General features: G+C 49.6%; 24 protein-coding genes. 10 read left to right on the top strand and 14 right to left on the bottom strand.

Annotated features, from left to right (window positions below):
• Positions 1-5: 5 nt before the first annotated feature.
• From rapZ to HUK38_RS07235, 3 genes are all read left to right on the top strand, one after another.
• Complete coding sequence (gene rapZ / locus HUK38_RS07245) at positions 6-872, top strand: RNase adapter RapZ (protein ID WP_182583652.1); 867 nt, start codon at positions 6-8, stop codon at positions 870-872.
• Between the two features lie 32 nt (positions 873-904).
• The gene (locus tag HUK38_RS07240; RefSeq protein ID WP_182583651.1) at positions 905-2,050 is read left to right on the top strand and encodes an MFS transporter; all 1,146 of its coding nucleotides are present in this window, start codon (positions 905-907) and stop codon (positions 2,048-2,050) included.
• 261 nt (positions 2,051-2,311) lie between these two features.
• Positions 2,312-3,493, top strand: a complete 1,182-nt coding sequence (locus tag HUK38_RS07235) for a polysaccharide deacetylase family protein (protein ID WP_182583650.1) — start codon at positions 2,312-2,314, stop codon at positions 3,491-3,493.
• A 36-nt stretch (positions 3,494-3,529) separates the two neighbouring features.
• Here HUK38_RS07235 and modC read toward each other — a convergent pair whose 3' ends face one another.
• The 9 genes from modC to HUK38_RS07190 form a co-directional block, all read right to left on the bottom strand.
• Positions 3,530-4,615 carry a molybdenum ABC transporter ATP-binding protein gene (gene modC, locus HUK38_RS07230; RefSeq protein WP_182583649.1) on the bottom strand — a complete coding sequence of 362 codons (1,086 nt, stop codon included), beginning with the start codon at positions 4,613-4,615 and terminating at the stop codon, positions 3,530-3,532.
• On the bottom strand, positions 4,612-5,298 hold the full coding sequence (gene modB / locus HUK38_RS07225; RefSeq protein WP_182583648.1) for a molybdate ABC transporter permease subunit: 687 nt from the start codon (positions 5,296-5,298) through the stop codon (positions 4,612-4,614). Before modB ends, modC begins: the two co-directional genes overlap by 4 nt.
• 72 nt (positions 5,299-5,370) lie before the next feature.
• Positions 5,371-5,925 carry a Uma2 family endonuclease gene (locus tag HUK38_RS07220; protein ID WP_182583647.1) on the bottom strand — a complete coding sequence of 185 codons (555 nt, stop codon included), beginning with the start codon at positions 5,923-5,925 and terminating at the stop codon, positions 5,371-5,373.
• A 74-nt stretch (positions 5,926-5,999) separates the two neighbouring features.
• Positions 6,000-6,647 (bottom strand): hypothetical protein, encoded by a 648-nt coding sequence (locus tag HUK38_RS07215; RefSeq protein WP_182583646.1) that lies wholly within the window; start codon positions 6,645-6,647, stop codon positions 6,000-6,002.
• The gene (locus HUK38_RS07210) at positions 6,628-7,110 is read right to left on the bottom strand and encodes a ScoMcrA-related endonuclease (protein ID WP_182583645.1); all 483 of its coding nucleotides are present in this window, start codon (positions 7,108-7,110) and stop codon (positions 6,628-6,630) included. Before HUK38_RS07210 ends, HUK38_RS07215 begins: the two co-directional genes overlap by 20 nt.
• A 123-nt stretch (positions 7,111-7,233) precedes the next feature.
• Positions 7,234-7,971: a molybdate ABC transporter substrate-binding protein gene (modA, locus tag HUK38_RS07205; RefSeq protein ID WP_182583644.1), complete on the bottom strand. Its 738-nt coding sequence runs from the start codon at positions 7,969-7,971 to the stop codon at positions 7,234-7,236.
• An 80-nt stretch (positions 7,972-8,051) separates the two neighbouring features.
• Entirely contained in the window at positions 8,052-8,903 is an 852-nt protein-coding gene (gene modD, locus HUK38_RS07200; protein WP_182583643.1) for a ModD protein, read from the bottom strand.
• An 8-nt stretch (positions 8,904-8,911) separates the two neighbouring features.
• Entirely contained in the window at positions 8,912-9,724 is an 813-nt protein-coding gene (locus tag HUK38_RS07195) for a TOBE domain-containing protein (protein ID WP_182583642.1), read from the bottom strand.
• 90 nt (positions 9,725-9,814) lie between these two features.
• Complete coding sequence (locus tag HUK38_RS07190) at positions 9,815-12,526, bottom strand: Stf0 family sulfotransferase (RefSeq protein WP_182583641.1); 2,712 nt, start codon at positions 12,524-12,526, stop codon at positions 9,815-9,817.
• Positions 12,527-12,606: 80 nt separating this feature from the next.
• Here HUK38_RS07190 and HUK38_RS07185 point away from each other — a divergent pair, with 80 nt between their 5' ends.
• On the top strand, positions 12,607-13,083 hold the full coding sequence (locus tag HUK38_RS07185) for a tetratricopeptide repeat protein (protein WP_182583640.1): 477 nt from the start codon (positions 12,607-12,609) through the stop codon (positions 13,081-13,083).
• A 25-nt stretch (positions 13,084-13,108) separates the two neighbouring features.
• Here the strand turns inward: HUK38_RS07185 and HUK38_RS07180 are convergent, their stop codons facing one another.
• From HUK38_RS07180 to HUK38_RS07165, 4 genes are all read right to left on the bottom strand, one after another.
• Positions 13,109-14,170 carry an FAD:protein FMN transferase gene (locus HUK38_RS07180; RefSeq protein WP_238787513.1) on the bottom strand — a complete coding sequence of 354 codons (1,062 nt, stop codon included), beginning with the start codon at positions 14,168-14,170 and terminating at the stop codon, positions 13,109-13,111.
• A gap of 62 nt (positions 14,171-14,232) precedes the next feature.
• Positions 14,233-14,652 (bottom strand): SufE family protein, encoded by a 420-nt coding sequence (locus HUK38_RS07175; protein WP_182583639.1) that lies wholly within the window; start codon positions 14,650-14,652, stop codon positions 14,233-14,235.
• Between the two features lie 87 nt (positions 14,653-14,739).
• Positions 14,740-15,069 (bottom strand): HesB/IscA family protein, encoded by a 330-nt coding sequence (locus HUK38_RS07170; RefSeq protein ID WP_182583638.1) that lies wholly within the window; start codon positions 15,067-15,069, stop codon positions 14,740-14,742.
• 69 nt (positions 15,070-15,138) lie between these two features.
• Entirely contained in the window at positions 15,139-15,816 is a 678-nt protein-coding gene (locus HUK38_RS07165; RefSeq protein WP_182583637.1) for an LON peptidase substrate-binding domain-containing protein, read from the bottom strand.
• A gap of 239 nt (positions 15,817-16,055) precedes the next feature.
• Here HUK38_RS07165 and HUK38_RS07160 point away from each other — a divergent pair, with 239 nt between their 5' ends.
• Genes HUK38_RS07160 through HUK38_RS07145 form a run of 4 tightly spaced genes read left to right on the top strand, consistent with a single transcriptional unit; the run spans position 16,056 to position 19,343 of the window.
• On the top strand, positions 16,056-17,078 hold the full coding sequence (locus tag HUK38_RS07160; protein ID WP_202985523.1) for a cytochrome-c peroxidase: 1,023 nt from the start codon (positions 16,056-16,058) through the stop codon (positions 17,076-17,078).
• 60 nt (positions 17,079-17,138) lie between these two features.
• The gene (locus tag HUK38_RS07155) at positions 17,139-17,555 is read left to right on the top strand and encodes a type IV pilus modification PilV family protein (RefSeq protein WP_182583636.1); all 417 of its coding nucleotides are present in this window, start codon (positions 17,139-17,141) and stop codon (positions 17,553-17,555) included.
• Positions 17,556-17,580: 25 nt separating this feature from the next.
• Positions 17,581-18,360, top strand: coding sequence for a prepilin-type N-terminal cleavage/methylation domain-containing protein (locus HUK38_RS07150; RefSeq protein WP_338065378.1), 780 nt, complete (start codon positions 17,581-17,583; stop codon positions 18,358-18,360).
• The gene (locus HUK38_RS07145) at positions 18,357-19,343 is read left to right on the top strand and encodes a type II secretion system minor pseudopilin (protein ID WP_182583635.1); all 987 of its coding nucleotides are present in this window, start codon (positions 18,357-18,359) and stop codon (positions 19,341-19,343) included. Before HUK38_RS07150 ends, HUK38_RS07145 begins: the two co-directional genes overlap by 4 nt.
• A 1-nt stretch (position 19,344) precedes the next feature.
• On the opposite strand, the gene mepK is transcribed toward HUK38_RS07145, so the two are convergent.
• The gene (mepK, locus tag HUK38_RS07140; protein ID WP_182583634.1) at positions 19,345-19,896 is read right to left on the bottom strand and encodes a peptidoglycan L,D-endopeptidase MepK; all 552 of its coding nucleotides are present in this window, start codon (positions 19,894-19,896) and stop codon (positions 19,345-19,347) included.
• A gap of 279 nt (positions 19,897-20,175) precedes the next feature.
• On the opposite strand from mepK, the gene HUK38_RS07135 reads away from it, so the two are divergent.
• On the top strand, positions 20,176-20,925 hold the full coding sequence (locus tag HUK38_RS07135) for a lytic transglycosylase domain-containing protein (RefSeq protein ID WP_182583633.1): 750 nt from the start codon (positions 20,176-20,178) through the stop codon (positions 20,923-20,925).
• Positions 20,926-20,958: 33 nt separating this feature from the next.
• On the top strand, positions 20,959-22,866 hold the full coding sequence (locus tag HUK38_RS07130) for an SPOR domain-containing protein (protein WP_182583632.1): 1,908 nt from the start codon (positions 20,959-20,961) through the stop codon (positions 22,864-22,866).
• Positions 22,867-22,955: the final 89 nt, after the last annotated feature.

Here is a 22,955-nt window from a genome sequence, read left to right as displayed (position 1 = left end):
CAATTATGGAATTAATTATCGTCAGCGGATTATCCGGCGCTGGCAAAACGGTTGCATTGCACACGCTGGAAGATATTGGCTACACCTGTATTGACAACTTACCCCTGTTTTTACTCAGTCAATTAGCCCTCGGCTTACAACAACAATTCAGCACAGCGCCAACTGAATCACCTGGTACCGCCATTGGAATTGATGCGCGTAGTCAACCTGAACATTTACACCAATTACCCGCCGCATTACACGCGCTCTCCGCCCATCATATTAGCCCGCATATTCTATTTCTTGACGCACACACCGAAACACTCATTCGCCGCTTTAGTGAAACACGGCGCAAACATCCGCTCACGCGCAATGAACGTTCGTTAGCTGAAGCGATTGAATATGAGCGCGAGTTATTAGACCCACTGCGCCAAATCGCCCACACTCAAATTGATACCACGCACACCAATTTACACGAACTGCGCGATTTAATTCGCAGTTGTTTGGGTAATTGCGCGCATCTTAACACCTCCATTTTATTACAATCATTTGGTTTTAAACACGGCGTCCCCGAATCATTCGATTTTGTATTTGACGTGCGCTGTTTACCCAATCCACATTGGCAAGCGGAATTGCGCACCCTCACTGGATTAGACGCGCCGGTGATTTATTTTTTAGAACAGAGCGCCCAAGTCATTCAAATGCGCGATGATATTATGCAATTCTTCACTCGTTGGCTGCCGGCATTTGAACAAGACGGGCGCAGTTATTTAACCATTGCCATTGGTTGCACCGGTGGTCAACACCGCTCGGTGTATATGGTCGAAGCCTTGCGTCATCAATTCACCGCACAAGGGCATCGAGTGATCGTGCGTCATCGTGAGTTGAGTTAATCCTATGCAATTTTATTTAAACAGTCATTAACATGACGCTGTACCAGCGATTATCCAGTTATTACTTTTTTTATTTCGCGGCATTGGGCGCGTTAATTCCATTTTGGGGACTGTATTTACAGGAACGCGGCATTTCCGCGGCCGCCATTGGCGGTTTAATGGCCATTTTAACTGCCACCAAAATCATTGCACCATTACTCTGGGGCTGGATTACCGACCATTACGGCCGGCGCATGTTTTGGGTACAAATTGCTGCCTTATTTGCCGCCCTCACCTTTAGCATTATCTATTGGGTTGCCACGCCATTTGCAATTGCAATGACCATGTTCACCTTTGGATTATTTTGGAATGCGTCATTACCGCAATTCGACGCCGTCGCCCTCAATCATTTAGGCAAAAACAGCAATCGTTACGCCCAATTGCGCGTATGGGGTTCAATTGGTTTCATTACATTTGTCATTGCACTGGGACCGAGCATCTCCATTTGGAGCATTGACATCATTCCTGCGGTTGTTTTGCTATTATTTATTGGCGTCTGGATCAGCACCTTATTAGTTCCCGATTGCGCGGCCGCCGCCCTGCATTTGCCCACGCCATCGCTACGGCAATTACTCGCCCGCCGTGAGATTCGCTGGTTTTTACTCACCTGCGCACTGATGCAATTCAGTCACGGCAGCTATTACACCTTTTATTCGATTGCATTGACGGACGCCGGTTATGACACCAGCACAATTGGTGTATTATGGGCATTAGGCGTGATGGTCGAAGTGGTCGTATTCATGCGGATGCACTGGTTATTAGAACGTTTCGGCGCCTGGCCGATCATGCTCACCAGTTTATTATTAGCAACGGTGCGCTGGAGCGCGATTGCTTTAATGATTGATTCGCCGATCATTCAAATCATCGTGCAAACCTTTCATGCCGCCACCTTTGGCGCTTTTCATGCGGCGGCAATTGATTTAGTCCATCATTATTTCCCCGGCCGTACACAAGGCCGTGGGCAAGCACTATACAACAGTATTGGCTTTGGCATTGGCGGCGCGGCGGGCAGTTTAATTGCCGGATTGATTTGGACAGTTTGGGGCGCGCCGGCCACATTTTTAATTGCCGCACTGGCCGCGTTATTCGGCACTGTATCGGGTTATCGGTGCAGTCAATTCGCCCAACCGCGTGGATAATTGCCGTGTACAATTAAAAGCAGCGCGGCACAGAGAATGATATTATTTCCACTCATAATATTTGACACCATGATTTTGTTAACTACTCACCAAACTGTGACCCACATCGTGAATTCCACTCTGACAATGGGTGTATTTAATGCGTGTAGTTGTGATCGCCATGATTAAACTAGATAAGCCAACTGGCGGCACCTGCGCGTTTTATTTACCACGCAGGACGTGGTGTGCAATGTCCTTGTATTGTATTTAATTGAAATAAACATGAACGGCGATACCTTTTTTCATGCGTTGGGGTTGCAAATGCACCAACCGGCCGGGAATTTACGCCGTTTAATTGATGAGAATCCCTGGGAAGCTGAACAGATTATTCGCTGTTATCAACGCCCATTGCGCTTTGTGCAATACTACGGTGATGTGGCACGTTTGCATGTTGGTTTTTCCGGTGTCTTATTAGAACAATTACGCTCACCGGACATTATTGATCGCTACCGCCATTTAGTTGATTTGCCACAGTTATTAGCCGATTACCGCGATAATCCCAATATTGAATTATTAGGCACGGGCTATTTTCATCCGATTTTTCCCGCCATTCCACCCGCCGATTGGAATGAACAATTAACCGCCGGACGCGACATGATGACCGCCACTTTTGGTCGCCAGCCGCGGGGTTTCTTTCCACCTGAAATGGCATTTTCAATGGACATGATTCCCGCGCTGGTACAGGCCGGTTATGATTATGTCGTGGTGGATGACACCTATGTTCATCCGCAAGATGGCGTAATTGATCCATTCCGCCCGTATCGCGCTTGTCACGACGGTTATTGCGTCAGCATCGTGCCGTGTGATCGGGCGTTGTCGGATGCCCAACAGAGCGGGCTAGACCCGACGTGGTTGGAACACGAAGTGCGTGAGCGCGTGGCAGCCTCCCCGCGGCCGCACGAACCGCGCCTGATTAGCACCTGGTGCGCGGGCGAAAATGGCGGCTGGTTTCGGCAACTGCATGAACACGCGGGATTTTTTGGCTTCTACTTTGCACCGTACATGGAACGGGTGCGCAGTAGTCATTACCCGCTGCGGCCGGTGTTGCTGAGTGAATATCTTGGCTGGCAGCGCCCGAGTTGCTCGGCGCGGGTGCGGGCGAGTGCGTGGGATTTGAGCCATCAAGCGCGGTTTGAGTTTAGTAACTGGGATGTCACGCCGCATCAACAACAAATTGCGGTCATTATTAACGGATTAAGTCAACGCTATTGGGGGTTAATTGGACGCGGCGCCGCGCAATTGCCCGATTTGACCTCTGAGTTAATGACAGCGCGGCGGTTGGTATTAGAAACGCAGACCAGTTGTTATTTATGCTGGGATAATGCGTGGCTGTCACATTTAGAACAGTTAATTCAACAGGCGGCGGCATTACTTGACCAATTAGAACAGCGGTTATCTGTTTAATGGTTTTAATCGCCCGATCATTTGGTCATTCGGCCATCAATCCATTAACGCCACTGCTTTGACTTGCGCAAATACCGCCTGCCCACTGCGCACGTTTAATCGCTCGCACGAATAGCGGGTAATCCGCGCCAGCAAGCGCTGCTGTTCACTCGCACTGATTTCCAATTGAATTAAAACATGCGCGGGTTCGACTTCGCGCAATTCAATCACCCGCGCCGGCAGGATATTCACAATGCTCGACGTACCAGGTTCATCTAATGCCAGGCTCACATCGCGGGCGTGAACGCGCACCCGCACCGCCTCACCAATTGATTGCGTTAATTGCGTCACCATTAACCGCCCGCCGCCATTCAATCCAATGCGGGTTAAACCGTATTGCGCATCGTGATTAAGAATAGTACCGGTCAGAATGGCGCTGGCGTCTTGATCTTGTGCAAAAGTTAAATCCAACCGACTAAATAATTCTATGACCGAACCGACGGCGCGCACCTGCCCCCGTTCTAATAACACCACCGTATCGGCTAATCGTGCCACCTCATCTGGTGAATGACTGACATATAAAACGGGAATATCTAGCGCCGTGTGCAGGCGTTCTAAATACGGCAGAATCTCTTGTTTGCGCTGTAAATCTAATGCGGCGAGCGGCTCATCCATTAATAAAACGGCGGGATGTAAAGCTAATGCCCGCGCAATGGCCACGCGCTGGCGTTCACCACCAGATAATTGATGCGGGCGGCGGTCGAGTAATTGCGCAATACCGAGTAATTCCACCGTGTCATTTAATGCGGATTGATTCATTACTCGCCCGGCGCGTTTCATTCCATAGCGCACATTCTCCCGCGCCGTTAAATGGGGAAATAAACTTGCCTCTTGAAACACATAACCGAGCGGGCGGCGGTGCGTGGGCATGAATAATTGATCGTCTTGCCACACTTGACCATTGACCGCGAGATAACCATTGGTGACGCGCTGTAATCCGGCAATTAACCGCAAAAGAGTTGTTTTACCCGAACCCGAATGACCGAATAATGCCGTGACGCCGCGGCCGGGTAATTCGAGATCAACGTTTAATGCAAACTCGGGGTATTGAAGCGCAAAACGGGCGTGAATAGCATTGCTCATATCGCGGCTACTTTTTTATTATTCGGGCGCCAGGCGTATAAGACCAGCAATACCATAAATGAAAATAACAACATGACAGCAGATAACCGGTGCGCGTCGGCGTATTCCATTGCTTCAACATGATCGTAGATTTGCACCGATACGACGCGGGTTTCTTCGGGTAAATTGCCGCCAATCATTAATACCACGCCGAATTCACCGACGGTATGCGCGAAGGTCAGAATCATTGCGGTTAGAAAACCTGGCAATGCTAATGGCACGACGACGGTGAAAAACGCATCTAATGGTGAAGCGCGTAATGTCGCGGCGACTTCAAGCGGGCGTTCGCCAATGGTTTCAAAAGCGGTTTGTAATGGTTGTACCATAAAGGGGAGCGAATAAAACACCGAGGCAATCACTAATCCCCAAAAGGTGAAGGGCAATAAACCGATGTTGAGCATTTGTGTGAATTGACCAATGAATCCGTGCGGACCCATTGCTAATAATAAATAAAACCCTAATACGGATGGCGGCAACACTAATGGTAATGCGACTACTGCGCCAATTGGCCCTTTTAACCAATGATGAGTACGCGCTAACCACCACGCAATTGGGGTGCCGATGATTAATAAAATCAGGGTGACAATGCCGGCCAACCGTAGGGTTAAACCAATCGCTTGCAGATCATCTGCGGTTAATAACATGGGGATTGACTCCAGCAGTATCGGGCAATGGTTTTATTCAGGGCGCGTTCCCGCGCTGGAGCGTGGGAACGATCAATTCGCGTCAGTTGGGCGGTGCGGCCACAATTGTCCACAATCCAATTCAATCGTGCAGTGCGGTAATTCAATTGGGCAGGTTTCGCGGTGAAAATCACCCACTTTGCGATAATCCCCGTCAATTAACCGATACACTTTCATTTTCGCAAGTTGCGGATAGAGTAATAAATAATAACTCACACCTTCATCGCGGTATAATTGAAATTTAGTCTGTTCATCGCGGCGCACCGTACTCGGTGACACGACTTCGGCAATTAACGTTGGAGCGCGCACAATGCGGTCGCCTTCGGGATTAAAACAAATAATAATCACATCCGGGCGGATGACGGTATCAGCGGCAAACTCTACGTCAATTTCATACAGCACCGTGCATTGAGAACAATTCGCTAAAGCGCGATCAAATTGTGCAAATAAGCGGCCGCTGGTGTGCTGATGTGCAATGCCGGGCGATGGTGCCATTGCCACCGGCATCCCGCGAATCAATTCCCAATCACCTTCCCATTGACGGTAAACATCAACGGAGTAATGTTCAATCAAGGCAGTATTTGACATTGGTCATTGCTCCATGAAATAACACAATAGCGCGTTCCCACGCTGGAGCGAGGGAACGATCAAAGGTATTATCTTTAACTCACTATAAAATCAACCGTCTGCATTCCGCCTTGAGTCGCAATTAGCACTTCATCAAGAGAGCCACGCGGTTCTTGCTGGTCATCCCAATGGTGATAAGCAATACCTGATGCCCAAGCCTTCACGTCGGGCAATTCTTGTATAAGCCCAGCCCATGCTGTACGCCAAATGTTGGGAGAGTCAGTGCTATGTGGATGCTGTAAAACGATTGTTGGTTGGAATTGCTTTGCGAGCGTTATCGTTTCTTCGCAGCGTTGCCACCTACGCCCCTTTGTTTTCTGATTTGCGCGACCTCGTGGGCTAAACATATTGAGATCATGGCAACCAAGAACAAATACTTGTTCACCAGCGATCTTAAGCAAGTGAGTTTTAAGATCGACCACCTGAATGAGATGGCGCTCCTGAGCGCCCGTTGGATACGACTTGCCTGTCCAGAAGACGTATCCACTGGCAAGTTCACATACCGCTACGAGTTCTGCGTGTCTCTCACTCTCATCATTAGCGATAAGATCAATTCCAATAGTCAAAACATCTATTTTTCCTTTAGCTGCTTTGCGCACTTCTTCTGTTAGCGTTTTAGCAAGTGCTTTTTGGGCATGTGTTTTCAAAGTTTCCAGATCATTTTCATTTGAATTCCAGCCCATGCCATGTAGAAGGAAATAAAATTTTGACGAAACCACCTTGCGTAATAAGAAATTTGAGATGCAAACCTTGCTGCCAGTGATTTTTAAGCAAATCAAGTAGTATCGCTTGTGCAGCGGACGTATTATTAGGCTGCCAGTCAACTACAATTCGGCCTATCAATGAATTCTGGTATTCTGTGGAATGTGCATCAACCTTATCATTAGCATACCTGATATTGACAATAGAGAATCCTAAATTTTGCAATAGTGAATTTGTTTCTACTCCACCACTGAATTGGCTAGAATCAAGTTCTGTTCCAGTAGCATCGTGTACAGCTAATGAAACTACATATTTAGGAGGATAGCGGTGACCGCTATACACTAGGCAGTACCGAGTTGAGTGTCGGTTATTAGGCACACCTTCTTGATCTATCTTTTTAAGTGCGGCGAGAACATTAGCTTTTGAAATTTCAGGGATTGGCATTTTTTGATCCTAAATTGCGTTGTTACCTATCAACGCTTCAAAACATATCATAAAATGCTTTATTTGACATTAGTCATTGCTCCATGAAATAACACAACGCTGGACGGAGTGTCATTCAATTGATTAAAACTGATACCCATATTCCCGAATAATGGCACGCGCTGATTCACTTTGCAAATATTCCATTAACGCCATTGCCGCCGCATTATCTTTGCCGTGTTTGAGAATCACCGCATCTTGCCGAATAGGATTATGCAATTCGGCAGGTACAATCCACGCGGAACCATTAGCAACCTTACCCTCTTTGAATACCTGCGACAATGCAATAAACCCCAATTCAGCATTACCACTGCTAATGAATTGATAGGCTTGCGTGATGCTTTCGCCCTGCACCAATTTGGGCGCTAATAATTGCTCCACTTGCAATTGCTTCATAACTTGCAATGCCGCCGCGCCATAGGGTGCGGTTTTCGGATTGGCAATGGCCAATTTATTAAACTGATTACGGTTTAATACCTCAGCGCCATCGGTAATGAACGTCGCATCTGCACTCCACAAAACCAACGTGCCAATCGCATAAGTAAAGCGCGAGCCGGCTTGCGTTAATTCTTCAGCCTCGAGTTTCGCGGGGGTTTCATTATCTGCCGCTAATAAAATGTCAAACGGCGCACCGTTTTTAATTTGCGCATAAAACTTACCCGTCGCACCAAATGCAGTTTTCACCGTATGACCGGTGGCGCGAGTGAAGTTTTCAATAATACGATTCATCGGGGCGGTGAAATTGGCCGCGACCGCAACTTGAATGGTTTCAGCCTGCGCGGCAGTGGAAAATACAAATAACACGGCAAACAAAAAACGCATGGTTGAACTCCGTTATGTTAAAAAAGATAGAGCGCCTGTCAAAACAAAACCCACTCATGCGGGCAATGAAAAACGAATTATCATGCGCAATGAAAACGTACCTGCACATCACGCGGTGGTGCAATATGCGGCGCACTGGTCACTAATAACCGAGCGCCCGCCCGAGCGTAATCAGCGGCATTATCGGCATGAATACCACCGGCGGCTGCAATCAATGGCGACGTATTCAATTGTGCCGTTAAATCAACAACTTCCGCGACCGCCGCCGGCGTGAATTTCTCCAATTGCAACACGTCCGCATTTGCCCATTGCAGCGCCTCGGCGGGCGTATTGACCTCGACCACAATGCGCTTTTCGGGGCACTGCCGCCGCAACCGCGCCAGCGTGGTATTTGGCGACTCATCGCCCAAAAATTGGCGATGTTCGGCGAAAATCAGCACCGTTTCTGACAAGCCGCAGCGGTGCATCACCGCGCCACCAGCGCGACACGCCTTAACCGCCAACTGCCGCACACCCGGCACATTTTTGCGCGTTACGGCGACGATGGCGTCAGGATGCCCGCAAATCGCCGCCGTTTGGATCGCCGCCGCCCGCGTCGCCACGCCCGCGCACCATTCCAGCAACGTCTGTGCTGTTTTCCACACATGATGCACCGCCGCCACAGTGCCGTCAGCCGTGAGTAACAGCGTCCCCGGCGGCGCGACCTGACCCGATGGCGTGTGCAATGTTGCGGTCGCGCCACACAATTCACACAACCGCCGCGCCTCCTCCGTACCGCACACCGTCATCGCATCCCGCGCTGTGAATTGAATACGCGCCGCCCGTTCACTAATAGCGAGCGCCTCAGTGGTTAAATCACCATAGGGCACATCTTCTATTAACAAATGCTGTAATGCGGCATCATCTAATACGCAATGCGTCACTGCTAACATGGCAATGGTTAATCCTGTACCGCTAAAATAACATGTGGCGCTTTAATTAACGCACACGCTCGCTTGCCGACCGTCAAAGCTAATTCAACTGCGCTGTCATTAGTAATAATCGCAGTTAAACGAGCACCGCCATCGAGTGCTAAAACTACTTCTGAGTTAATTGCCCCGGTGTTAATGCGTTCAACCGTCCCGCATAACCGATTACGCGCTGAAGTTTTCAATCCACCGTCGGCTGTCGTTAAAATGACAAATGACGCTTTAATTAACGCAAACGCTTCACTACCAATGGTCAAACCTAATGATTCAACGCTCTCTTGCGTAATGATCGCCACTAATGGCGTACCATTCAAATCAAGCGTGACTTCGGCATTGACGGGGCCGGTTTTAATTGCCGTGACCACGCCGCGTAAATAATTGCGCGCACTGACTTTCATGTGCATCACTCCTAATAATTGATTAAATTGCGCGACATCGTGCAATTGTTGACTAAGTTGTATTAAAAAACGCCGATGCACCGCTTCGGCTGCTTCATAAATGGTAATCAATTGTTGCCCAGCGGGTGTTAATGTCGTGCCGCCGCCGTGCCGTCCACCCGCCTGCCGCTGTACTAATGGTTCGGCGGCTAAATTATTCATTGCATCCACCGCATCCCATGCCTGTTTATACGACATGTTCATTGCTTTTGCCGCTTGTGAGATTGAACCCGTCTCACCAATGCGCCGTAATAATTCAATTCGGCCATGACCAGCAAAACGCTGTTGTTTCAAATCAAACCGCAGCGCTGCACCGGCGGCTAGATCATTTGCAAGTGAATAGGGCATGGGGGTTTGCTACCAAATGTGACGGCGTTATACTAACGTAAATATAGCGAACATGCAAGCCATTCATTCATCCATAGCGGAGCTTAATTGTTAATAATGATGCAGTTCGGGAAATAATTGCAGTTGTTGACGCAATCTTAATAAACACTGCTCCATTGCAGGTGTGCGCTGTTTAATGATTTGAATGCGCGTCGCATCAAATTGCCATTGCCACCCGTTCGGCAACAGATTTAATTCAGTCAATACCCGTCGCGTCTCAACCATTGGCGCCGCGGTTAATTCGTTGTATTCCACGATTACCGGCTCAATGCCATAAACTGCAAACCAACGCCAAAATTGACGGTGTGCTTCGGTAATCTCATTTAATGGAGCAATTAAATCGGCCGCCGTGAGCGTGGCAAGATGTTGATTTAATAATACCGTTGGATAAGCACCTTTCCAACACTGCATTTGCCGCGCCACGCACAGTGATAATGACTGTGCTAATAAATCCGCTCGCATCATCCACATAAATCGCACATCTGGCCATAAATACGGTAACACTCCAATGTGCGTTAAAAAATATAATTGATCCCAACTTAACTTAATCGCCAGCGCCGGCGTTTCAGGTTCAGTATGATGCAGTTTAACAAAATAGTCCCCCAATTGAGTCAAGTGTAAATCGTCACAAGTATTAATTACCTGAGACAAATTAAGCGCCTCTTCAGCACAGGTGACTAATCCCGTTGCCGCTAATGATTCAGCTAATAAATTTGACCCGCTGCGATTCGTAAACGCAATTACCACTAGCGGTCTATTTAGAATAGCACCTGAATTAACCAGTGCTGTGATTTCGGCGGCAAGGTCTGATGGTGATTGATGAAAATAGCGCAAAATTTCTTGTTCGTAAATACCGGCATCATAGGGTAATAACAGCGCCTGCGGTGGCGCTGAAGTATTATGACTGCATTCTGACTCATGACCGGTGGGTAATTCAACTGGGAATAAAAGAGGATCGCCCAGTAAGTCAACTGGTACAATTGAAGACGGTGCGTTGTTTTGCGTATCGGTTGCGGTTGTGGTTTCAATTCGTCCTAATAACCATGGTGTATCAGCAAGATAGACTTCAATTAAAGTACCGCTCGGCCAATCGGGTATTAAGATGCCAAAACCATATTGACCATCGCCATGCCCGGCAGCTTTGACATCCTCGCGTAATTGGTCGGCAATAAGCGTTTTCCACATTTGACCATTAACATTCACCGTCACGCGGAGGCGTAATTTAGGCGTCTGTGGCGAATATAACCAGCCATGCAAATAATAATGATTTAAGCCATCTAAATGACCAGTCAACCAGTGTTTAGATACGCCAAACGGGGTTAAACGGCGAATGGTTGCTAATAATGTTTGTTCATCCGTTGTGCGCTGCCAACATTGCACAATTTTATGATTTGGTAAAGTGGTGTTTGGTATTATGAAAGGTAATTCAATTTGCCAAGTTTGGGATAACCAACGTTGGTATTGTTGTAATTGATCGGGAATAACCTGTTGACGCGGCCCGTATTGATCGCGCAAACAGATTTCGCATAATGCTTGCGGATAACGCTGTTGTATAATTCCATCGCGTATTGCCTGCCAGGGCGCACCATTCCAAATCGCAACCGCGCTATTGGTATTTAATTGTCCCAGCGTCGGCGCGGTTTGATCTTGTGCAAAACAACAGGGTTTAATATCACCGCTGCGCCGAATATACATGGTTTTGAATGGTTCAAAACAATAAAACGGCGCAGTTTGATCGCTGCTGTTGATTAACGGTTCAAAGCGCAATACGGCTGCCAGTTCAGTCGGTGACAGCGTCATGCAATTCACCGTTGGCGGTGTTTGATAACCAATAGGCGGGCGGGTTGGTTCAATCTGTTGGGCGTGATTGGCTAATTGATTTAATGGCAAAGTGGCGGTCACATCACCGCGTTTTTGTTGCCAACTCGTCTCATCGTTAACAGCAGTGCGTAAATACTGTTCACACGATAAAATGATGCCATGTTGTTTAGCATGTTCCTGTGCAGATTGAATAAATTGCCCATCAATCCAGTGGCGAAATATTGAACAATGCCCGCGTAATTCTTTTGTCGTTTCAAAGGTTTGTAAAGTTTTTAAATGAATGATTTCAGCGCCGCAACTGGCCATTAAATCAACAAAGTCCGGCAGGTTTTGGACATGATGTTCAAATGCCAGTGAGTTAATTTCTATTCTGGGATAGGCGCTATTATGAGCGCGTTTTACATCAGTTAATTGACGTAATCCATTTAACACCTGGTCAAAATCACTCTCCAAATAAATGCTTTCATAATCCGCTTTATTTGCACCAGAAAAACTCACCGTGATGGCAAAGACATGACACTGAACTAATTGTTCACAGAGCGCAGTATTTAAGTGCATTCCATTCGTGAAAAAATCAATTAACACACGATAGTGGCTTAGTTGTTCTAAAATCTCATTAAAATGCGGGTGTAATGTTGGTTCACCGTAACTAAAACAATGCACAATTAAAGCGCGTTGCAAAATGGCGTCTAATTGATTTTTTAACGTGGCAAAATCCAGAAACCCGCGTTCTTGTTCTTTAATGGAAAAAAACCGACTGGGACTTAAACCAGAAAAGGTTGGACACATGGCACAGCGCAAATCACACACATTACTGACTTCTAAAAACAATTCCAATGGCCATTGTGGACGGCAATCACCATTCGCGGCACCAATGTATTGTTGAATAGATTCAATGCGATTTCCCCACCACATTGGCAGGATGACAGATGATTCAGACATAATAGATAATTAATTAAACAGCGTATTGTGTGCTATGTTAACGATGACCAATTTACAAATCGCTACAGCGGTGAATACCAATGAATCAATCCGACTTATTATTATTCAGTCTCCCCACAACTATTACCCTGACTGATTTAAGTGAACGCACTATTTGGCGGCGTTTTGGCAAGCAAGTGATTAAACAACCGCCAACCAGCAATCGAGCATTATTTCCATTTAGTGTAATTGAACCGTATTTATGTGTACCACTCACGAAGACCGATTTACCATTATTGGCACAAGCAGATAGTGGTAATGCAGCAGCGCAGGTGGCAGTGGCGCTGCTATTTTTAATCCATGATAAACCAAAACATGGTGCGTATTGGTTGGAATTGGCCGTTAAACGCGATCATGTTGATGCCATGAATCTTTTGGGTACTTGTATTATTGAAGGGCGGGGGCGGCCACAGGATGATAATCTTGGGATTATGTGGATTGCCAAAGCAGCCGCACTCGGTCATCCATTATCACAACGCCAAATGAACGAGTTACAGCGAGAGGGCAAGGTGTATTAACAGCGATTGAAACATGGGGCTATGTTTATTGCGCAATCCGTTGATTAAATGCAGTTGTAGCACGGCCGCGTAACTGATTTTGTTCATCACGAATAATGAAATAAGCCGCTATTTTTTGCGCTTCGGCAATGGCTAAACCGCGTTGCTCACCTAATACCATTAATGCCGTTGCCCACCCATCAACTGTCATGCCAACATCACCAATTACGGTCACTGAACCGAGCCGCCGATTCACTGGTTGACCGGTGACTGGATTGATTTCATGCGAATAATGTTGACCAGCTTGTTCAAAGAAATTGCGATAATCACCCGAGGTCGCTACTGCACAATTTGTCATAGGAATCATGCGGTGAACATCGCGTTGATTAGCAATAGGCGCTTCAATTGCAATGCGCCAGGGTTGCCCGTGCGCATTATGTCCGCGTACTCTTAATGCACCCGCCACCGCGATTAGATAATGCTGAATACCGTGTTGATTGAACCATTCAGCAAGCCGATCCGCACCGACCCCTTCACCTAATGCGGATAAATCAATAAAAACATCTGGACGCGCTTTGCGTACCATTGGTGGTGATTGCTGAAGCGTTAATTTTTTCCAACCAACTCGCGCTTTAGCGAATGCAATCTGCTCTGCATTGGGTATTTGTCGAGTCTGTTTATCGGGGCCAAATCCCCAGAGATTGACTAATGGACCAATGGTAATATCAAAGGCGCCGTCGGTGATTGCAGCTAATCGTTGTCCTTCGGCTAATATGGTATAAAGCTGGAGAGAAATAGGTAGCCAATCAGTGCTGGGATTGTGATTTAATCGAGATAATTCTGAATTGGGTTCATAGGTTGAAATTTCATTGATAACGGTTTGCAAAATTGTTGTAATGGCGGTTTGTATTACTGTTGCATCTAACGACTCTGGTGGATCAATAAGCGTGACGGCATAATAGGTGCCCATTGTTGGTCCGGTGAAATCTAATTGCGGAAGCGCGGGGGATTGACAACCGGTTAATTTTACACCCATGATGCCTAGACATAATGACATTAAAATCACAACGGTCTGGCGATTGGCGGTTATTAATTTGAATACTTGCATGAGAGGGAATGAATAAATACACGATTGATGCGACTAAATTGAAATTATCTTGTTGCCACAGATCAAACAAGCGCGTGTGCTTGTTGTTTTATTTTATTCACGATGGCATAGACACCAACATGCCGATTTGGGCTGAGATGTTCTTCTAAGTTTAATCCCGAAAACAGTGCATCTATGTCTAGTTGTTCAACCTCGGTTGGCGTTTTATTCTGGCATAATTCAATTAATAAGGCGACCGCGCCCTTAATAATTGCCGTATCACAGTCACCGTAAAGACGCAGCTGTCCTGGATGGAGTGGATCATATTCGGTATGAATATGCACAACACTCATACACTCTTTAACCTGGTTATGATCGGTTTTAAGCGCGGTTGGCATGGTTGGTAATTGCTCGCCCAATTCAACCAAATACCGATACCGGTCTTCCCAATCATCCAATAATGCAAAGTCATCAATTATTGCTGCGATTCGCGCATCAAGCATCACTAAATCTCCGTTGTTGTGGTGTTATGATTTGATTTATCATGCAATGATAGAGACTGTAGAATATATTCTGGCGCGTTCAGGCGATTATTCCACTGAAAATGATTCGCCACAGTCACACTGATGTTTAACATTTGGATTATAAAATTCAAGCCCTTGACTGAATAGATTTGTTTTATAAAAGTCTATTTCAGTGCCATCAACGAGTGGCAAACTATCGTTGTCCACGATAATAGTGATTCCTTGACTGTAAAAGACGCTATCATTTTCTTCAATAGAGTCGGCATAATTAACAACATAGGTATAGCCCGCGCATCCATGATTGCGTGTTCCAATACGGATCCCGATACTTTGACCATGTTCTAATAGTGTCGCTTGAATATGTTCCGCAGCGGCGGGGGTGACGATGATTGGCATGTTAACCTTTATTTCATGCGATGGTTGTACTATTAATTAATAGTATCCGATCATACAATTAAAAGCAACTTAATGCAGAGATGTACTCCCGTGCGTGTGGACGAAGACCGCCATCGCCAATAAGCTACGCAGCAATTTAGCCCGCTCCGACAGTTTAACAATTTCTAATAAAGATTGTTTGTCATCGGGATCAATTGGTAAATGCGCACATAATAAATTGACCAATATTGCGTCAGTCATGTGTGCGAGTTCTTCCCAGGGCAACTCAATTTGTTGACAGGCACAAAAACGCTGCAATTCGGTGATTAACTGTTCACGTTCTTTAATTGGAATGGTGTCATTGTGATAGCTATAATCGTCAGCAAACCGCGCCCAATTGATTTGAATACGCCGAAATCCTTGGTGTTCATTTAATTCAGTTGCCCGCTCAAAACGACAGACCCCGGTTAATACCAAAATAATATGTCCATCTTGCGTTTCACTATACGCGGTAATCCGTCCAGCACAACCTATGCGATGTAATAATGATGGAGATTCATCATTAACCTTATTCATCACCGGCTGTACTAATCCTAATAAATGTTGCGGTTCAGAAAGTGCTGCTTGCACCAAATTAAGATAACGCGGTTCAAATATGTTGAGTGGTAATTGTACGCCAGGCAACAGGATGCTGCCATTGAATGGAAAAATTGGCAACAAGGTTGGTAATTCGTTAAAATCGGGTAAAAATGGATGCAGCGTTTTCATAGTGTCACTCAATACTGTCTTAATAGTTGCGTGGCCGAGTGGTGCTGCGATAACAAAAAATGCGATGTTCACTTCGCGTGACAATCACTCATCGGAATTTGGCGCAGCGATTACGCACAAATGTTGTTGTATTAACCTGAATGAGCGCCCCACTGCGCATATTTTGGTGTACCCTAGTATCACATTGCACCAAATTGGTGTGCCTTTGTAATTTAATCACAAGCTGAGGCTTTGACTCCATGATGACACTTAAATCTACCGTATTAGCAACGGGGATTGGATTGTGGTTTACCACTATTCCTAGTGGCGCAGCAGAACCGATTCAACCGCTCACACCGCCATCAGATGTGAATAGCGCGCAAGTTGAATTGGGTAAAAAATTATATTTCGATCCGCGCTTGTCTAAATCGGGTTTTATTTCGTGTAATTCCTGTCATAATTTGAGTATGGGTGGCACCGATAATTTGCCAACCTCGGTCGGTCATCATTGGCAACAGGGACCGATCAATTCGCCAACTGTATTAAACTCGGGATTGAGTGTTGCGCAGTTTTGGGATGGACGGGCGGCTGATTTGAAAGAACAGGCCGCCGGACCAATTGCCAATCCGCGTGAAATGGCAATGGATCATACGGCGGCGGTGGCGACCTTAAATGGGATTCCTGGCTACGTTGCCGAATTCAAAACCGTGTTTAATCAAACGCCCATTACGCTCGATCAGGTGACGCAAGCCATTGCCGAGTTTGAGAAAACATTGGTCACGCCCAATTCGCGCTTCGATCAATGGTTGGCGGGTAATGAAACGGCGCTCACGGCTGAAGAACGCGCTGGTTATGACTTATTCAAATCAGTTGGGTGCGTTGCGTGTCATAATGGCCCAGCAGTCGGTGGCAGTTCATTCCAAAAGGTTGGCGTGATTGCACCGTATCAAACCACTAATCCGGCGGAAGGTCGCATTGCCGTGACGGGTAAGGATGCCGACCGTTTAGTATTCAAGGTGCCGACCTTGCGGAATATCGCTTTAACCTATCCGTATTTCCACGACGGCGCGGTGCAATCATTAAATGATGCCGTCAACATCATGGCGCATATTCAATTAAATCGCACCTTAACCGCCGATGAGAATGCAAAAGTTGTGGCATTTCTTAATACGTTAACGGGCGATCAACCCAATTTTGCTTTACCGCAATTGCCGCCGTCGGTGGCGAATACACCGAAACCTGAGCCATTTGCTGCGGTTGATACACCTGCTGCGGCGCATTAAATAAAACATCTGCTTTGATCGTTCCCATTGCGCCCGCGTGGGAACGCATTCGTTTCATATATGCTGCAATCCCGTTATCATCGCCGCCAAACCGGTTTTTCATTACTCGAAGTATTGATCGCCTTTGCCATTCTCGCGCTGTCATTAGGCGTGTTATTACAGATTTTTTCCCGCGCTATGAATAATACCGCCACCAGTGGTCAATACAGCCGTGCTGTGGCATTGGCGGAGGAAAAATTGAATAGCGTTGGGATTGATATTCCATTAGCTGAAGGGATTTATAGCGGTGAACCCGAGCAGGAATTGGATTGGATTGTGCATGTCGCACCCTATCCACTGGTTGATTGGCTGGCGGAGGCGCAGACGGTGCAGGTGTATGAAGTGACCGCCGTTACCTCGTGGCCGAATCCCGGTCAGCCGCGCCGCGTGACGTTGCGCACCCTGCGCTTGGGTGAGTCGCTGACCACGCCGCCATAAATTACCTGAATAATCAAAGACTTCTGTGCTGCTACTCGCCTCGCATTCCCGCCCAATTCGCACCAGTCAAATCGGCTTCACGTTGGTTGAATTACTGATCGCACTGGTGTTGATCGTCATCATCGTCGTACTGCTGTTTTCGGGACTGCGCCTGGGCAGCCGTGCGTGGGAGAGCGTCGAAACCATCTCCGATCAAGTTAGCGAACTGCGCTTTGCCCGCGAATTTGTCGCCCGCTCGTGGCGCTCGCAGCGCGAGGTGCAGGTCACGCTCGACGACGGCCAGCGCCAGCAGGTGTTTGCCGGTGACGCGCAACAGGTCGAGTGGGTCGCGCCGCTGTCAGCACACGTCGGCATCCCCGGGTTGTACATTCTACGGTTGACGCTGGAAACGGCTGACCGCGACCGCCAGCGGCTGGTTTTGACGCGCTGGTTGCTGCACCCGGACGTGTTGGCCGGTGGCGATGGCGACTATCCGGCGTGGACACCGCTGGCGCTGGCGACGGCGGAAGCGGCCGGCGCGGATGGCGATCTTGACCAAGACCTCGCCGCCGGCGGCTACGGGCGGACGTTGTTACTGCCGGACGTGGGCGAATTCGAGCTGGCGTATTTTGGTGTGCGCAGCGGTGAGTTGGCGGGTGACACTGCCGCCAGTTGGGGGGCGGAGTGGTTGGAGCAGCCGCACCCGCCGCAGGCGATCAGTTTGGTGTTGACCACGCCGTCGCAGTCGTGGCCGGCCAACGTGATTGTGTTACCCGGCGCGGCCGTGCAGACCACCGCCACCCTGACCAACGAGGTGAGCAAATGATCCGTCGGCAATTGTTCAACCTGCGCCAGCAACGCGGCATCGCGCTGGTGATCGTGCTGTGGGTGATCGCGCTGTTGTCGGTGATCGCGCTAGGCTTGACCAGTACGCAGCGCAGCACCGCCGCCTTGACGCGCAATTATTTGGCCGCGGCGCAGTTTCGCGCACATGCCGAGGCGGCGATCACCTTGACCGTCTTAAATCTCATCACCCGCCCGTCTGACATCCAAGTGGATGACGCCGCCGTTTGGCTACCTGATGGCAGTACGCACCTGTTGCAATTTGACGACACCGAGTTGGAAGTGCAGATCACCAACGAGGCATCGCGGCTGGATGTCAATCAGGTGACTCGTGACCAGTGGGCAATTTTGCTGGAGTTGGCCGGGGCGGATGTTGAGCAACTGGACGCGCTGGCGGATGCGATTCTCGACTGGCGCGACGTGGATGATTTAACCCAGTTGAACGGCGCGGAGGATGGCGATTACGAAGCGGCGGGGTTGAGTTACGGGGCGCGGGATGCGCCATTTGAGAGCGTCGAGGAATTGGGTCAAGTGTTGGGCATGACGCCAGCGGTGCTGGCGCGGCTGGCGCCGGACTTGCGTGTCAGTGGCACGAGCGCCGGCGGCGGGGTATCCAGTCAACCGGTGTTTGGCGGTCATGCCACCAGCAGCAGCGCGAGTAATCTTGGGTTTAACGCCCGCTTTGCCTCGGCGGCGGTGATCGCGGCGACGCAAAATGTGACCTATGAACAAGCACTTGAGATCATCGCCACCCGCGATGCGCCACCTGAGGTGGGGGTGGAACGCACCGCCCCGACGGATCGCGGGGGGCCGCAGTACCGGCTGCGCGTGACATTTAAAGCGGACGAGTCGGCGCAGCGGACGACGGAGGTGCTGGTCAACACGCAGCCAGGGCGGACGCCACCGTTTGTCGTACTCTGGCGGCGCGAGGCGGTTGGATTGCCAGAACCTACCGATAATCAGTAGGTTAGGCGCTCCAACGGCGTGGTTGCCCTGTGTCCAAATGCACAAAATTGGAGCTGGGGTAATAGCCGACACCGCCGCGGCCGAGTTTCGCCGCCGCGTTGCGCAGTGACCGTAGCGAGACGGATGGAATGCGGATGTCCACTGCTTGACCGGTCATGTGCAGACTTTGGCGGGCCACGCCGCTGGAGGTTCTGCGCAACATGCGGTTGGTGGTGGGGGAGCGATAGCCGCCGATCACCTGAATCGGCTCACCGCGACAATCCAGTTGGGTTTGGACGTCAAACAGCAAATCAAACAGGCGCGGGTCAATGGCGGTACTGTCACCGCTGCGGAAATCGCGTAACAAATAACTTAAACGTCTTAACGCACTGCGTTGATAATTATCACCAATTCGGTACACCAGATTGAGCGACTCCTCGGTGCGCAAGTGCTGCAAATGCAGGCTACGCGGCTTGAGAGTCGCATCCAACGAAAACAGTGTACTGGATTTGTATGCCACTGCTGGCGCGGCAGTAATTGCCAACACCATGCCCAAAAAAGAGCGCCGCTTCATCCGATTGTCCTCTTTGATAGATTCATCGTTAAATCATCGGGTTGGAAGCAAATATTAAGAAAGTGTGTAAACATAATCTCTAAACAGCTTTAACAAACAATTCTAACTGTATATTTCTACTAAGATAATATAATTCAGTTTTTGGTTTTGGGCAAGTCGTCGCGCACGATTTTATCGTTGACGGTGGCGGGGCGGTCACACTAACTGATTGTATTGACCGAACGTGGTGATGGCGGTTGGTGCGGCCGGTGTTGGCGAACATGTTTGCGGAGAATATTGATGAATATCAAACGGATATGGTCATTCGGTCTTGGGATGCTGGCGCTGGTGTTGACATGTTCCGTCACAGCGGACGTGTATAAGTACACTGATGACAAAGGCAATGTGATTTTTTCCGACGTCATGCTAACCAATACCGATTTGCAATTGGAATGGAAACGGAGTAACCACACACTGGTGGCGAATAACCAGGCGCAGTTGCAGGAATTGGTGGCTAGTCGCCGGGCGGCGCAGTTGTTAGAACAGCAGACGGCTACGGCGGCGGCGGTGGCTCGCGCTCGGCAGTTGCTGGCACAGTCGCGCACCCCAACCGTGCCGGCACCACCCTCGGCGACCGTTGCGGCGCGGCGGGCGTATTATCACCATTTGATCGAGCGCACCGCCAATCAGTACGGGTTGTGGCCTTCGTTGCTGCACGCGGTGATTCGCACCGAATCCAATTATCGAGCGGATGCGCTGTCATCGGCGGGGGCGTGTGGGTTGATGCAGTTGATGCCGGACACCGCCGCCCGTTTCAAAGTACGCGATATTTGGGATCCGGCCGAGAACATTCGCGGTGGCGCAAGTTATTTGCGCTGGCTGTTGGATTTATTTCAAAACGATTTGCGGTTAGCCTTAGCTGGCTACAATGCCGGTGAAAATGCGGTAAAACGTTACGGCTACGAGATTCCGCCTTACCCGGAAACGGTCGGTTATGTGCGGAAAGTCTTACAGTTTTTGCGGGCGGAACGTGAGTCGGTACGCTCTTGACTGACCCAACGGATCGCCGAGGATGACAGCGCAATGGCAGCAACCAATCAGTCCGATAATCAGCCCGATGGGATGGCGACCAGTGTTACGGTGACACCGCCGGCTGATGCGAATGCAGACAGTGAAGAGGTGGCATGGATTCTCAAAATGATGAATGCACTGGGCGATCAGGTGGTGGAGGATCGGCCAGTGCCAGCGGTGACTGACGCGCCGCCAGTTGAACAAAAACGGCACGATGATTCAGAAGCCGATTTTGATGAACTGAGTCTTGATCTTCCCGTGCCGCCGTCAACTGAGCCAATCGCTGACGCCGAACCGGTGGACATTGCCTCGGTGGCAACGGCAATTTTGGCCGAAGTGGAAACCCTCGCCGCCCAACAACCGCCGCCACCCGAATCACCCGCCAGCACACCTGATCCAACTGATCAAACCCCGCCGCTTGCCAATGAAGCCAATGAACGCTTATCCGAATTCGAACCGGAATCCCAAGATGTGATCCCTGATAACTCTCCTGCATCACCGACATTTGAACCGCCAGCGCCGCCGGAGTCTGAGTTAACCGCCACCTCCGCCATCCTGACCGAGTTTGAACCCGAATCGGAACCCGCCCCCTTGTCCACATCACCTGCGCCCGCGCCACCTGCGACAGTGCAACAATCGCCAGTTGAATCACCTGCGCCCGCGCCACCACCCGCTACACCGGTGGCTGATATGTGGTCACTGGAAGAGATGGATGCTGTCGAGCCGCTATTTGGTGCAGCTCCCGCCACTCCAGCGGTGACTGATGACGAACGCCGCGCCGCCGAACGGGCAGCGGCACTCTCGTTGGCAGCCACTGAAACGTCCGGCGCAGCCGCCACAACTGCGCCACCCATGCGTGATTTAGCGGTAGAAGAGCAGGAATTATCATCTCCTTCGGCATTTGCGGCTGAATTTTCCACTGCCACCGCCACCGCCACTGCCGCCGCCGCTGTAGGCGTGACCACCGCCATCGCCGCCGCCGCCGCCGCTCGGGCCGCCAGTGAACCGTCACCACCACCACGTCCTGATCCGGAACCATTCTCGCCACCATCCGAGCGGCCACCGCCCCGGTCACGTCCAGCGGCCGCGCCGGTTAAGTCAAAAAAAGGTGCGGCGGCAGCGCGTCTCGCCCCGGAACAATCGGAAATTAAACGACTTAACTCGTTGATAACACGCGGATTAACGGCATTGGCGATCAGCATGTTGGTGCTGTTTATCGGTACCTGGTGGTGGCTGGGCAGTACGCCAAATGATACGCCGCAACAGTTGGCGCTCATCAACGCGGTGACGGATACGGCGCGGGATACTGCGTTACTCAAGCAGCGCATGGAGGCACTGGAACGGCAGTTGGCGGTGCAGTCGGCGGCGCTGGCGCAGTTTCAAACCGACATGCAGCAGCGATTGACCGCCGCCAGTAGCGCGTTGGAAACCGCGCCGCCGCGTACCGAGCGCGTGGCTGCCGCCGCCCCGGTGGTCAAGCCGCCACCTGAACCGCCGGTGGTTAAACCCGCGCCGCCACCGCCAGTTAAGGAAAATAGCGCGTTATTGGCGGTATTATCCGCGCCGCCACCGCCTGCTGCGTCGCCGGCATCCCCGGCATCGTCCACGCCAATCGCAATGCCAACTGATGCGCCGGTGCTACTCAACCAAATTGGTTTTGGTATTCAATTGGCGGCGTTTCAATTAGAACGCACGGCGCGGAGTTTTGTGCAAGAACAGGGCGGCGATGCGAAAGATATTTATTTGTATCGCTCGGGGCCGAATGGACAAATGTACGCGGTCATTTATGGTTTATTCTATTCTGATGCGGATGCCAATCGTGCATTAACCACATTAGGGCCGCGCTATCGGGATGCGTGGTTACGGCGCTTTGAAGCGGGTGAACAATTATTACCGTATGCCATGCCGCCGGTGCAATAAGACATTTTGACAGCGTTTTTTATTTGCCGTATTTTAACACTCTCAGTTAAACGAATTCTTCATCCGCTATCCAACACACTCAAGGACTG

Source organism: Thiospirillum jenense (genome assembly GCF_014145225.1).
GTDB classification, from domain to species: domain Bacteria; phylum Pseudomonadota; class Gammaproteobacteria; order Chromatiales; family Chromatiaceae; genus Thiospirillum; species Thiospirillum jenense.
Note: the sequence above shows the minus strand (reverse complement) of the source record. Positions and strands in the feature narration are given on the sequence as shown.